Source organism: Sinorhizobium sp. 8-89 (assembly GCF_030124325.1).
Taxonomy (GTDB): domain Bacteria; phylum Pseudomonadota; class Alphaproteobacteria; order Rhizobiales; family Rhizobiaceae; genus Sinorhizobium.
Genome location: NZ_JASKLR010000012.1, coordinates 61129 through 73982, shown reverse-complemented (window position 1 = coordinate 73982; position 12854 = coordinate 61129). Strand labels below are relative to the sequence as shown.

The 12854-nt window shown below is 62.2% G+C and carries 11 protein-coding genes; 8 read left to right on the top strand and 3 right to left on the bottom strand.

The genetic code is table 11. The features are described 5' to 3' along the window. Nucleotides 1–150 precede the first annotated feature (150 nt). The 8 genes from QN219_RS21370 (at nt 151) to QN219_RS21335 (ending at nt 9063) form a co-directional block, all read left to right on the top strand. On the top strand, nt 151–1068 hold the full coding sequence (locus tag QN219_RS21370) for an aldo/keto reductase (protein WP_284001958.1): 918 nt from the start codon (nt 151–153) through the stop codon (nt 1066–1068). A 50-nt stretch (nt 1069–1118) separates the two neighbouring features. Beyond that, nucleotides 1119–1805: a DUF6064 family protein gene (locus QN219_RS21365; RefSeq protein ID WP_284001956.1), complete on the top strand. Its 687-nt coding sequence runs from the start codon at nt 1119–1121 to the stop codon at nt 1803–1805. 107 nt (nt 1806–1912) lie between these two features. Next, nucleotides 1913–2890, top strand: a complete 978-nt coding sequence (locus tag QN219_RS21360; protein ID WP_309486609.1) for a LacI family DNA-binding transcriptional regulator — start codon at nt 1913–1915, stop codon at nt 2888–2890. 39 nt (nt 2891–2929) lie between these two features. After that, complete coding sequence (locus QN219_RS21355; protein ID WP_284001955.1) at nt 2930–4168, top strand: sugar ABC transporter substrate-binding protein; 1239 nt, start codon at nt 2930–2932, stop codon at nt 4166–4168. 61 nt (nt 4169–4229) lie between these two features. After that, nucleotides 4230–5147, top strand: coding sequence for a sugar ABC transporter permease (locus QN219_RS21350; protein ID WP_284001953.1), 918 nt, complete (start codon nt 4230–4232; stop codon nt 5145–5147). Between the two features lie 23 nt (nt 5148–5170). Next, nucleotides 5171–6034 (top strand): carbohydrate ABC transporter permease, encoded by an 864-nt coding sequence (locus QN219_RS21345; protein ID WP_284002067.1) that lies wholly within the window; start codon nt 5171–5173, stop codon nt 6032–6034. A gap of 22 nt (nt 6035–6056) precedes the next feature. After that, nucleotides 6057–7985, top strand: a complete 1929-nt coding sequence (locus tag QN219_RS21340) for a glycoside hydrolase family 127 protein (RefSeq protein ID WP_284001952.1) — start codon at nt 6057–6059, stop codon at nt 7983–7985. Nucleotides 7986–7989: 4 nt separating this feature from the next. Further along, nucleotides 7990–9063: a sn-glycerol-3-phosphate ABC transporter ATP-binding protein UgpC gene (locus QN219_RS21335; RefSeq protein ID WP_284001950.1), complete on the top strand. Its 1074-nt coding sequence runs from the start codon at nt 7990–7992 to the stop codon at nt 9061–9063. Between the two features lie 48 nt (nt 9064–9111). Here the strand turns inward: QN219_RS21335 and QN219_RS21330 are convergent, their stop codons facing one another. Genes QN219_RS21330 through QN219_RS21320 form a run of 3 tightly spaced genes read right to left on the bottom strand, consistent with a single transcriptional unit; the run spans nt 9112 to nt 12846 of the window. Then, nucleotides 9112–10005 (bottom strand): intradiol ring-cleavage dioxygenase, encoded by an 894-nt coding sequence (locus QN219_RS21330; protein WP_284001948.1) that lies wholly within the window; start codon nt 10003–10005, stop codon nt 9112–9114. 8 nt (nt 10006–10013) lie between these two features. Next, nucleotides 10014–11768 carry an FAD-dependent monooxygenase gene (locus QN219_RS21325; protein ID WP_284001947.1) on the bottom strand — a complete coding sequence of 585 codons (1755 nt, stop codon included), beginning with the start codon at nt 11766–11768 and terminating at the stop codon, nt 10014–10016. Next, nucleotides 11761–12846, bottom strand: coding sequence for a branched-chain amino acid ABC transporter permease (locus tag QN219_RS21320; protein WP_284001946.1), 1086 nt, complete (start codon nt 12844–12846; stop codon nt 11761–11763). The genes QN219_RS21325 and QN219_RS21320 overlap by 8 nt, the downstream gene beginning before the upstream one ends. Nucleotides 12847–12854: the final 8 nt, after the last annotated feature.

Below are 12854 nucleotides of genomic sequence, written 5' to 3'. Positions count from 1 at the left end.
AAGCGCCTTCCGTGTTTCCAGCCGTTGCCGCTCTCTTCACGACTTCGTGGTTTCTGGCCGCCGCCGCAGCGGTCCATGATCTTGCCGGATCTGGCGAGTATAACCTTAGTGCTTTTGTCCCCTTGCCGAGCGCGGAAAGGAGGTGCCTCGATGAGGTCCACACGACGATGCGTCCTTCAGGGATTTGCATTGAGCGCGTCCCTGCCGCTGATAGGGCGACCGGCCCGTGCCCAATTCGCTGGCGTCACCCGCAGGGCGATCCCCTCGAGCGGCGAGGAAATACCGGTGATCGGACTCGGTACCTGGATCACCTTCAATGTCGGCGACGATCCGGTGCTTCAGGACGAGTGCGCGGCCGTGATGGCGGCCTTCTTCGAGGGCGGCGGGCGCATGATCGATTCCTCTCCCATGTACGGCTCCTCGCAGCCGACCATCGGCTACGGCTTGCAGAAGCTAAAATACCCCGATCGCCTGTTTTCAGCCGAGAAGGTCTGGATTTCAGACCCGGCAAGCGGGGCGGAGCAGATCGAAGCCTCCCGAGCCTATTGGGGCGTAAAGAGGTTCGATCTCATGCAGGTCCACAATCTCGTTTCGTGGGAAGAGCACCTGCCGATGCTGTTCGACATGAAGGCGAAAGCGCAGTTGCGCTACGTCGGCATAACCACTTCGGAAGGGCGAAGGCATCGGGAAATCGAGCGCGTCATGTCGAGCGAGCCGATCGATTTCGTTCAGCTTACCTACAACATCCTCGACCGGGAGGCGGAGGAGCGCATCCTACCGCTGGCGCAGGAGAAAGGCATCGCGGTCATCGTCAACCGCCCATTCCGCCAGGGCAGCCTGATCCGGCAAGTCGACGACGAACCGTTGCCCGAATGGATTGCCGAGACTGGCGCGCGGAATTGGGCGCAGTTCCTGCTGAAGTTCATCGTCTCGCATCCGGCGGTGACCTGCGCCATACCGGCGACGACGCGCGTCGACCATATGCGCGAGAATCTTGAAGCGGGCGGCGGTATCCTGCCTGACGAGGCGATGCGGCGTCGCATGGTCGACTACGTGGAGGCGTTGTGAACGCCGGCCTCCTCCAATGCCACCGAACGGACGCGCGGTGAGGTCCGCGGATGTCGGATTGGTGGACCTACACGCCTGCCGATTTCCTGATGTTCTCGCCGCGCGTCTATTTTCGCCTCGTCGAGCGCTACAATCAGGATTTCTGGCCGCTTCAACTCGTCTTCGTGGCCGGCATGCTGGCGATCATGGTACTTGCGAGCAAGCAGGTTCGCTTCGCGAAGGTCGTCCTGCTTCCGGCATTTGCCGTGGCCTGGGCTTTCTCCGCTTGGCAGTTCCTTTGGCTTCGCTTTGCACCGATAACCTGGGGCGCGACCTACGCCGCGATGGCGTTCTTTCTTCAGACCGCGCTTTTGCTGCTGCTTAGCTGGCGCGCGAGCCATGACATCCTGGCCGTGAGCCGATGGCGCCGCTACGGCGGGATGGCTCTTGCCCTCTTCGGGCTCTTGCTTCACCCCTTCCTCGGGCTGCTCGCGGCGCGTTCGCTGGCAGCCGCCGAAGCCTTCGGCATGATGCCGGATCCGACCGCCATAACCACACTTGGCGTGCTGCTGGCGATGCGCGGAAGGCACCTCTGGCTGCTTCTGCCGATACCGCTCCTGTGGTGTGCGTTCAGCGGCCTTATTCTGACGGGAATGGAAGACCTTGGGGCGGTCGTCCCTATAGCTTCGATCTTCTTTGTCGCGGTCCTGCTGCTGACCAGCCGGCGATCCCGCACCCACTCCAGCGAAGAACAATGAGAAAACCTTTTTTCTGTTGACATGCAGCGTGAGAAAAGGTTTTCTCTCCTCAAGCATGGGAGGGTTCACTGGATAGTCCGGCCAACAGACGCGTGACCATTCATGACGTGGCTGCGGCGGCAGGCGTCAGCATTTCAACGGCCTCGAAGGCGTTGAACAACACCGGACGCATGGGTGCCGAGACGCGCGAGAGGGTGAAGCGCATCGCCGGGGAAATCGGCTTCCGGCCGAATGCTCTTGCGCGCGGGCTGCTCAGCAAGCGCAGCTTCACCATCGGCCTTCTGACGAACGATACCTACGGACGTTTCACCCTGCCGGTCATGGCAGGAATTTCCGAAGCGCTGGTCGATCACGGCGTGTCGGTATTTCTGTGCGCCATCGAAGACGATCCGGCGCTCGGGCAGATCCATGTCGATGCCATGCTGGACAAGCAGGTCGATGGCATCATCGCCTCCGGCAAACGCCTGGACCGGCGTTTGCCGGTCGATCTGTCGAGCCTGCCGGTGCCCGTCGTCTATGCCTTCACCGAGGGGACACCGAACAGCGTGACGCTGCGGTCGGACGATGGCCAAGGAGCGCGTCTAGCGGTTGAGTGGCTGGCGAAGCTCGGGCGCCATCGGATCGCGCATATCACGGGACCTGAGGATTTCTTCTCGGTCCGGGAGCGCGCCAGCGCCTACCGCGAAGTGGCCGGCGATGCCGAGCCGGTCCTATACGGCATCTGGGCGGAAAGCTGGGGCCACGAGGCGGTCGGGTCGATCTGGGATCGGCCCGGCGAAAAGCCTGACGCCGTCTTTTGCGGCAACGACCAGATCGCCCGCGGCGTGGTCGATGCCTTGCGCGAGCGCGGCGTTCGGGTCCCGGAAGATGTGTCGGTGGTCGGTTTCGACAACTGGGAGATCCTGGCGGCACAAACGCGGCCGCCGCTGACGTCGATCGACATGGGATTGAAGGAGCTCGGCCGGGAAGCCGGCCTCACTGTGCTTGCGCTCGCCGAAGGAAGACCCGTCGAGCCGGGCGTGAGGAAATTGCCCTGCCGGCTGGTTGTCCGGCAATCATGCGGGGGCATGAGCCCCACGGAATAACGAAACGGCGCGAGGAGGCGCCACAACGGGAGGAGTGCCATGATCAAGCGTCTGTTGGCAGCAACGAGCATCGTTACCTTGTGCTTGGCGTCCGGTGCGTCGGCCGCCGAAAAGATCGAAATGTGGGTTCGCTCAGGCATCGGCGAATCCTTCAAGAAGGTCGTCGAGGCCTACAATGCCAGCCACGAGAACCAGGTCGCCATGACCGAAGTACCGTTCTCCGAGCTGGTGCAGAAATATGCGACGGCGATCGCGGGCGGGCAGGCCCCGGACGCGCTTTCGCTCGACCTCATCTACACACCAGCCTTTGCAGCCGCCGGCCAGCTCGAGGATCTGACCGATTGGGCCAAGGGCCTGCCCTACTTCAATTCGCTCTCGCCGTCGCACGTCAAGCTCGGTACCTACCAGGACCGCATCTACGGCCTGCCGCTTTCGGTCGAGACGTCGATCTTTGCCTGGAACAAGGACCTCTACAAGAAGGCCGGCCTCGATCCGGAAAAGGCGCCGACCAGTTGGGAGGAGATCGAAGCCAATGCCGAGAAGATCCGCGCGCTCGGTGACGATATCTACGGCTTCTACTTCTCCGGCGGCGGCTGCGGCGGCTGCATGATCTTCACGTTCACCCCGCTCGTCTGGGGTTCGGGCGCCGACATTCTTTCCAGCGATGGCAAGACGGCGACGCTCGACACGCCGGAAATGCGCAAGGCGGTCGATATCTATCGTTCGATGGTCAAGAAGGACCTCGTGCCGGCGAGCGCGGCCAGCGACAACGGCGTAAACTTCCTGACCTTTACGAACGGCAAGATCGGCCAGCAAAGCCTCGGCGCCTTTGCCATCGGCACGCTGGTCACCGAAAATCCCGACATCAACTTCGGCGTGACGCTGATCCCCGGCGTCAACGGCGGAACCTCGTCCTTTGCCGGCGGCGACAACTTCGTCATCACCAAGGGCACAAAGAAGATCGACGCGGTCAAGGAATTCCTCGAATACACTTATTCGATGGACGGCCAGAAGGTGATGGCGAAATACGGCAGCCTGCCGACCCGCGGCGATATCGCCGACAAGGTGCTTGAGGGCCTCGACCCGCGCATGCAGGTGGGCATCAAGGCGATCGAAGTCGCCAAGACACCCTACACGCTGCAATTCAACGACCTGATCAACAGCGCCAACGGCCCGTGGGCGACGTTCACCAATGCGGCAATCTATGGCGATGATGTCGACGGGGCATTCTCGAACGCCCAGTCGGAAATGCAGTCGATCATCGACACCGGCCAGTGATCTCAAGACCGGCCGGAGGGCAATCCTCCGGCCCCTCTTTCCGAACAGGCGGAGAATTTCAATGGCCGGCTCTGGCCCAGGAAAAGCATTGCCCGTGCGCAGAAGACGGCGCCACTCGCAGTGGCGCGGCCTTCTTTACATCGCCCCGGCGATGGCCCTCGTCATCGTCTTCTTCGTCATGCCGGTGCTGTTCACCGGGTGGATGAGCCTGCACAACTGGCCGCTGCTCGGTTCGCCCCGCTGGATCGGCTTCAACAACTATTTCCGCATGGCGAACGACGCGCGCTTCGCATCGGCGCTACGCTTCACCACCTATTACACGGTGATCGTGACGATCGCGATCTTCGCCGTCGCCTTCCCATTGGCGATCTTCGTCGAGAAGCACCGACGCTTCGTCGGCGCCTACCGGACCATCATCTTCCTGCCCGTCGTCGTTGGGCTCGCGTCGGCGTCGCTGCTCTGGGTTTGGCTCGCGAATGTGGACAGCGGCTTCATCGGCCCTGCCCTGAGGGCGCTCGGGCTGGTCGAGAAGAGCCCCAATCTGCTTGCGACTTTCGATAGTGCCTTCTTCACGATCATCGTCATGGTCGTCTGGAAGATCGCCGGTTTCACCATGATCATCCTGCTCACTGGATTGCAGGCAATTCCGTCCGAACTGACCGAGGCCGCCCGCATCGACGGCGCTGGCCCGTGGCAGCGGTTCCGATACCTGACCTTGCCGCTGATGCGCCGTACGATCGCGCTTGCGCTGATCATTTCGGTGACAGGCTCGATCCTTGCCTTCGACCAGTTCTACATCATGACGAGCGGCGGGCCCCAGAACCGCATGATCTCCGTCGTTTACTACATCTTCAACCAGTCCTTCGTGTCCTTCAATCTCGGCTATGGCGCGGCCCTCTCGATCGCGCTCCTCGCCATCCTGGTGGTTATCAGCGTCATGCAACTACGGCTGCTTCGCGTCGGGGAGGATCGCCCTTGATCCTTTCCAAGATGAACGCCTCCATGAGCCTCTCCCGCCGGCGCCGGGAACGCAAGGCATTCCGGGCAGAATCGGCCTATCACGCAACAGGCTTGGCGATCGCGCTCTTCTTCCTGGCGCCTTTCGCCATAACCCTGCTCGCGTCGTTCCGACACGGCACCGAGGCCCGTCTGCCACCGTTGCCGCCATGGCCGGTGAACGGCATCAGTCTTGATTCCTACCGCTCGCTCGACACCTTCGGCGCCGGTGTCTGGCAGCACACGTTCAACTCCTTGCTCGTGTCGCTCGCAACCGTCGCCCTGACCGTTGCCGTCAGCGTGCTCGCGGGTTACGGCTTCTCGCGCTACCGCTTCCCGCTGAAAAACGTGCTGTTCGTGCTGATCATCGCTACGCTGATGATCCCGTTCCAGTCGATCCTCACGCCGCTCTTCATCATTCTCGCCAGGCTCGGGCTCAACAATTCGCTGTTCGGACTGACGCTCGTCTATGTGACGCTGCAGCTTCCCTTTTCCGTCTTCATGATGCGCAACGCCTTCGATGCGGTGCCGAAGGAGATCGAGGAGGCGGCCCGCATCGACGGCGCCCGCGACCTGAAGTTGCTCTTCCGGGTGCTGATGCCGCTGGTGTTGCCCGGCATCGCGACCGTCGCGATCTTCGCTTTCCTCAATGCGTGGAACGAATTCCTGGCGGCGCTCGTGCTTTTGTCCAGCAACGAGAAATACACGCTCCCCGTCCTGATGATGGCAGTGCGTGCCGGCCGCCTCGGCGCGGTCAACTGGGGCGCGGTTCAGGCCGGTGTCGCCGTCATGACCTTGCCCTGCCTCGTCGTCTTCCTGCTTCTGCAACGCTACTACATGCGCGGGCTGATGGCCGGCGCGGTGAAATGAACTCCAAGAAACGGATGAAGTCATGAACAAACCCCGACACGATCGTCAGTTCCGCCCCCTTCCCGTTCCGAGTGTCGAAGTGCACGGGCTTTTCGGCGACCGGCAGGACGCGATCTGCGAATCCACCGCCGAAGTCCTGCTCGGCCGCTGCGTCGACGCCGGCATGCTCAGGGCGATCGACGTCGACCAGCCGAGCCCCGGCATCGTCATTCCGTTGCAGGCCTGGTCAGGCTCGACGCAGATGTTCTGGGACAGCGATCTCGGAAAATCGATCGAGACCATCGCCTATTCGCTCTACCGCAAACCCAACCCCAGGCTCGAGGCGCGGGTCGATGCGATCGTCGACGTGTATGAAAAGTTGCAGGACAAAGACGGCTACCTGAACGCCTGGTTCCAGCGGGTACAGCCCGGCCGGCGCTGGACCAATCTTCGCGATCATCACGAGCTCTACTGTGCCGGCCACCTGATCGAGGGCGCCGTCGCCTATTACCAGGCGACGGGAAAGCGCAAGCTGCTCGATGTCATGTGCCGCTTTGCCGACTATATGATCAAAGTCTTCGGTCATGGCGAGGGGCAGTTGCCGGGCTACTGCGGCCATGAAGAAATCGAGCTGGCGCTGGTAAAGCTTGCCCGCGTCACCGGCGAGAAGAAATATCTCGATCTCGCCAAGTTCTTCATCGACGAGCGCGGCAGAGAGCCTCATTTCTTCACTGAGGAAGCGATCCGCGACGGCCGCGATCCAAAGCAGTTCATCCAGAAGACCTACGAATACAATCAGGCGCATCTGCCGGTGCGAGAGCAGACGAAGGTCGTCGGCCATGCCGTTCGCGCCATGTATCTCTACTCCGGTATGGCGGACATCGCGACCGAGTACAACGACGACACTCTCACCTCGGCACTCGAAATCCTTTGGGACGACCTGACGACCAAGCAGATGTATGTGACCGGCGGCATCGGACCGGCGGCATCGAACGAAGGCTTTACGGACTATTATGACCTGCCGAACGAGAGCGCCTATGCGGAGACCTGCGCCTCTGTCGGTCTCGTCTTCTGGGCAAGCCGCATGCTCGGGCGCGGTCCGAACCGGCGCTATGCGGACATCATGGAGCAAGCGCTTTACAACGGCGCCATGGCCGGCCTTTCGCTCGATGGGAAGACATTCTTCTACGAGAACCCGCTTGAAAGCGCCGGTAAGCATCATCGTTGGGTCTGGCATCATTGCCCCTGCTGCCCGCCGAACATCTCGCGCCTGCTCGCCTCCATCGGCTCCTACATGTACGCCGTCGCGGACGACGAAATCGCCGTCCACCTTTACGGCGAGAGCAAGGGCCGTTTCGAAATCGGCGGAAAGAAGGTCGAGCTGGCGCAGAAGACCCGTTATCCCTGGGAGGGGGCCATCCGCTTCGACGTCACGACGCAGGATCCGGTCCGGTTCTCCCTGTCGCTGCGCATTCCCGAATGGGCGGAAGGCACAGCGTTGAAACTGAACGGCGAGGCGATCGATCTTTCGGAGGTGACAATCGACGGCTACGCGCGGATCGAGCGTGAATGGCGGAGCGGCGACCGTGTCGAACTCGATATTCCGCTGACGCCGCGCGCGCTCTGGGCAAATCCGCAGGTACGGCAGGATACCGGCCGCGTCGCGCTCATGCGCGGGCCGCTTGTCTATTGCGCAGAGGCAACCGACAACGGCGCGGGCCTGAACGGGATCGTGCTTGGTTCCGATGTTTCGAAGGCGAAGACTGCAGAACTCGCTGAGCTGCAAGGGGCAGTCGCGCTCGACATTCCCGTCACCCGCGATGACGCGGATGGCTGGGGGCCAACGCTCTATCGCACGACACCGCCGAAGGTGAGCAAGACGACCGCGCGTTTCGTTCCCTATCATCTATGGGACAACCGCACGCCCGGCGAGATGCTCGTCTGGGTCCGCGCCGGTGAAGTCGGGCGGTGACGGCATGCATGAAACCGGAGTTGTATTGACGGACATTCGCAAGAGCTTCGGCAGCCTGGAGGTCATCCATGGCATCGACCTCAGGATTGCGGAAGGCTCGTTCGTCGTTTTTGTCGGCCCATCCGGCTGCGGAAAGTCGACGTTGCTGCGCATGATTGCGGGCCTCGAGGAGGTCACCGACGGCGAGATCGAGATCAAGGGCCGCAACGTCACCGATCTCGATCCATCCGACCGCGGCATTGCAATGGTCTTTCAATCCTATGCCCTCTATCCGCATATGAGCGTGCGCGAGAATCTCGCCTTCGGCCTTAAGATGGCGCGCACCGAAACGGCGGAGATAGAGGCGCGCGTGAAAGCCGCCTCCGCGATCCTGAAGATCGACCATCTGCTCGACCGTCGCCCGGGGCAGCTTTCCGGCGGCCAGCGCCAGCGTGTCGCCATCGGCCGGGCGATCGTGCGCAAGCCCGACGTCTTTCTTTTCGACGAGCCGCTTTCCAACCTCGATGCGGAACTGCGGGTATCGATGCGCATCGAGATCGCGAGACTCCATCGCGAGCTCGGCAATACGATGATCTACGTGACCCATGACCAGACCGAGGCGATGACGCTTGCCGACAGGATCGTCGTGCTGCGGGACGGGCGCGTTGAACAGGAGGGAACGCCGCGCGAGGTCTATGAGAACCCGGCGAACATCTTCGTTGCAGGCTTCATCGGCTCGCCACGCATGAACCTGCTCGGTGGCACATGGCTAGGCAATGGACGCGTTCGCGTTGCGGGGAGCGATATGTCCGTGCCGATTGCAGGGGAGGACTTGCAGATCGGAGACAAGGTTTCCTTCGGAGCAAGGCCGGAACATCTTTTCGTCACCGACGGGGGAGCCGGATCCATTCCTGCAAAGGTCGATTTTGCCGAATATCTCGGCGGCACCCAGTACCTCTATTGCCAGCTTGCCGACGGCCAGCCGCTCATTGCCGAGTATCGCTCGGGGCCGGCGGTCAATGCCGGCAGCACGATAATGCTTTCGATCGACGACAATAAGCGGCGGCTTTTCGCTGCGGACGGACGGCGCTTGACCTGACGCAGAGTGAGGCGGCAAGCCGTTCCGCAAGGCTTGCCACCCTCTGCTTCAACTGCGCGCTTCGCCGGCGCGCGCCAGTACGAAATCGTGCTCCACCGCCCAGAAGTCCTCTTCGAAGCCATATTCCTGTGCGCGCACCGGGTCGTGCGTCCGTTTGAATTCGGCAAGCAGGCTCTCCTTCACGCCGAAGACCGCATCCGAATTGATGAAGGGGTCGTCCGGATCGAAGATGTGTGTGATCAGCGTCTCGAAGCCATCGGCCTTGATGATGTAGTGCAGATGCGCAGGACGGTTGGGATGGCGGCCGAGGTGGTCGAGCATCTGGCCCACCGGCCCGTCGTTCGGGATCGGATAGTATTTCGGCTTCACCGCCCGGAACCAGTAACGTCCGTCGGGCCCGGTGCGGAACACGCCGCGCAAATTGAAGTCCGGCTGAATACCCTGTTGCTGGACGTCGTAAAAGCCTTCGTCGTTGGCCTGCCAGACATCGAGCACCGCACCGGCGATCGGCTTGCCGCTCGTGTCGAGAATCCGGCCCTGGATGAACAGGTCCTCTCCCTTGTGGTCGAGGCAGATATTCGCGCCCATCTCCAGTTCCGGCGCCCCTTTGACGTGGAAGGGGCCGAGCACGGTGCTTTCGGAGGCGCCGGAAGGTTTGCGGTTGTTGATGGCATCCACCAGCATCGAAACCCCGAGCGTGTCCGACAGCAGGATGAACTCCTGCCGCCACTCGTTGCACATCTGTCCCGTTCTGGTCAGGAACAGGATCGCTTGCAGCCACTCCTCCTGCGTCGGCTCGATTTCTTTCACGGCCTCGTGCAGCTTGCGGATGACGACCTCCATCACTTGCTTCAGCCGCGCATCCTTGGCGTTCTTGTTGCGGCCGGTCACGACTTCGATGGAGGTCTCTTCGGTGAAAAAGCCTCTTTCATGCGCTTCCATAGTGGTCCTCACTTGCCCAGAATCGTCGTCATGACGCGATAGAGTTCAGCCACCGGGTCGGCGGCGATCACGTTGCTTCGCCAGCAGACGTGATGATCCGGGCGCACCATCACGATGCCGCTGTCACGCACCTCGCGCGCGTTCGCCCAGTCGCCGGTGAAATCCTGCCAATGCTGGCGCGGGCCAATCACGTGGGCAGCAATCTCGATGCCGAGCTCGCTGCCGACCGCATGGGCGGCCTCGACCCAGCCTTCGCCACCGATGCCGGTCAGTACCGTGAATTTGCCGTGGCCGGTCAGGTCCAGAGTCGAGACCTTGGTCCCATCGCCGGAGAATACCCAGGCATGCGGCAACCGCGCACCGGGCCATGTCGTCGGCTGAAAGTGCAGTTCCGCATCCTTCGTGAAGGCCGGCTCTGCCTGTCCGTCGGTCACGATCGCACCGGAGCGATAACGCTGGTTCATCTCGACACCGTGGGCATCGAATTCATAGACCTTGTCGGCAATGGACTTGCGGATCGCCGCGCGCTGTTCTTCCGCGGACGGCGTGTTGTTGCAGCGCGCATCCATGTTCTCCTGCATCTTCACCGGGTCGATCGAATCGAGCAGGCCGAGTGCCTTGAAGATCGGGCCGAACTCCTCGATCGACTTGTTGGCCCGCGTGACGATCTGCTTGGCGATCGGTGCCCGCTCTGTGCCGTAGCTGTCGAGCAGCTTCGAGCCGGCCTTGCCCTTGAGCACGAAGGCAAGCTTCCAGGCGAGATTGAATGCATCCTGAATAGACGTATTGGAGCCGAGGCCGTTCGAGGGCGGGTGGCGGTGCGTCGCGTCGCCCATGCAGAACACGCGGCCGTTGAACATGGTCGTCGCATACATGTTGTTGACGGTCCAAGTGGAGACCTGCTTGATCCGTGGCTCCAGATCCGGCGCGCCGACAAGATCGCGCACCACCTTCTTGGCGTGCGCCTCGTCTACCTGCGGTGCCGGCTCGTTGATGTCGTAGCCCCAGACGATCAGCCATTCGTGCCAGGGCCGCACCATGCGCACGAGGCCCATGCCGATGCCACCGACGTCGGCGCCCGGCTGAAGCACCCAATAAAGCACCGACGGACGATGCGCGACATAGCGCGAGAGATCGGCTTCGAACAGGATATTCATCGACCCGGCGACGCCCATCTTGCCCTCGAATGTGAGGCCAGCATGCTCCGCTACCTTCGAATTGCCCCCGTCGGCGCCGATCAGATATTTCGAGCGGACCGTGAACTCTTTGCCGGTCAACCGGTCGACGCACGTGGTCGTGACGCCTTCGGCATCCGGCACGTGGCTTATATATTCCGTCGACATCCGCGCCTGCGTGCCGCGTGAGCACGCGGTCTTGAACAAGAGCGGCTCCATGAAGGTCTGCGGCAGGTCGTTCATGTGGCTTGGCGAGGACAGCTGGTGCTCGGCCCGGCTCAGCGGGTGTTTGCCCCAGCTCTTCATGCGACCGATCTCTTCGCCGGCAAGCGACGTGCAGAACACGTTCTCGCCCATCAGGTCCTGCTCGGCGGCGAACATGTAGGCCTCGTTCTCGACGTCACGGCCGAGATCACGCAGGACCTCCATCGTGCGCTGGTTGGTGATGTGCGCACGCGGCGTGTTGGCAAGCCAGCGATAGCGGTTGATCACCATGTTTTGGACGCCGTAGGTCGAAAGCAGCGCGGCGGTCGCCGATCCCGCAGGCCCGGTGCCGATGATGAGTACGTCCGTAGTGATGTCAGCCATGAGGCCCTCCCTTATGCACTTGATTGAGTGATCCGCCCCTCAAGAGGCGGCGAACCGGAAAAAGCTGGATGCCGGTGCGGTCCGAGACGAGGCCCCAGAGACCGCGCGGCGCGAAAAGCATGACGAGAATGCCGATCAGGCCCAGCATCAGGAGATACCAGGAGCCGTACCCGGCAAGGAGATTCTGCAGGAAAAAGAAAAGGATGACGCCGACGATCGGCCCCTCGACCGTGCCGATGCCGCCGATCACGACGATGAAGATCACGTAGGCCGTCCAGTCGATCACCGAGAAGGCCGCGTCCGGCGAGATGCGTGCCTTCTGCACGTAGATCAGCGCGCCGGCAACGCCGGTGATGAACGAGGCGGCGAGGTAGACGAGCGCCTTCATTCGCCGCGCATTGACGCCGACGGCGCGCGCCGCCTGCTCGTTGTCGCGCACCGCCGCCAGGCCGAGACCCTGCTTGCTGCGCAGCAGCCTGTAGACGAAGCCGACGGTCAACACCAGCAGGATCAGTGCCAGCCAATAGGTGAGCGCATCGCCGGCCTCAGAGGCCTTCATGCCGAAGACGTCGCGCATCACGCCGACGCCGATCATGTCGCGGGTCGCGTCGCGCGGAAGAGACGTACCCGTTCCCCCGCCGAGTGCCTTCCACTGCGCCAGCAGCAGACGGACGACTTCGGCGATCACCCAGGTTCCGATCGCGAAATACGGCCCCTGGAGTCGGAACGTGAAGAACGCGGTCGGTATCGCCAGCAGCATCGAAAGCACGCCCGCGATCAGCACCGCAGCGATTGGGTCGACGCCGAGCAGGATCACGCAGGCGAACATCGCATAGGCGCCGAAGCCGACGAAGGCCTGCTGGCCGACCGAAATCAACCCGGCGTAACCTGCAAGCAAATTCCAGTTCTGCGCGAGCACCAGCATCGTCAGTATGAAGAACAGATCCTGGACGACGCCGCGCGAGACGAGGAATGGGATCGCAAATGCGAGGAGAAACGCAGCGAGCGCGGCGAGGCCGAAGGGGACTGATGTCTTGTTTCGGGTTTCGACCTGCCAGGATGGAACGACGAGCGACATTGATGCAC

Bases quoted from the DNA above. Each gene is read 5' to 3' on its own strand.
- QN219_RS21370 (WP_284001958.1), top strand. From the start codon at position 151: ATGAGGTCCACACGACGATGCGTCCTTCAGGGATTTGCATTGAGCGCG.
- QN219_RS21365 (WP_284001956.1), top strand. From the start codon at position 1,119: ATGTCGGATTGGTGGACCTACACGCCTGCCGATTTCCTGATGTTCTCG.
- QN219_RS21355 (WP_284001955.1), top strand. From the start codon at position 2,930: ATGATCAAGCGTCTGTTGGCAGCAACGAGCATCGTTACCTTGTGCTTG.
- QN219_RS21350 (WP_284001953.1), top strand. From the start codon at position 4,230: ATGGCCGGCTCTGGCCCAGGAAAAGCATTGCCCGTGCGCAGAAGACGG.
- QN219_RS21345 (WP_284002067.1), top strand. From the start codon at position 5,171: ATGAGCCTCTCCCGCCGGCGCCGGGAACGCAAGGCATTCCGGGCAGAA.
- QN219_RS21340 (WP_284001952.1), top strand. From the start codon at position 6,057: ATGAACAAACCCCGACACGATCGTCAGTTCCGCCCCCTTCCCGTTCCG.
- QN219_RS21335 (WP_284001950.1), top strand. From the start codon at position 7,990: ATGCATGAAACCGGAGTTGTATTGACGGACATTCGCAAGAGCTTCGGC.
- QN219_RS21330 (WP_284001948.1), bottom strand. From the start codon at position 10,005: ATGGAAGCGCATGAAAGAGGCTTTTTCACCGAAGAGACCTCCATCGAA.
- QN219_RS21325 (WP_284001947.1), bottom strand. From the start codon at position 11,768: ATGGCTGACATCACTACGGACGTACTCATCATCGGCACCGGGCCTGCG.
- QN219_RS21320 (WP_284001946.1), bottom strand. From the start codon at position 12,846: ATGTCGCTCGTCGTTCCATCCTGGCAGGTCGAAACCCGAAACAAGACA.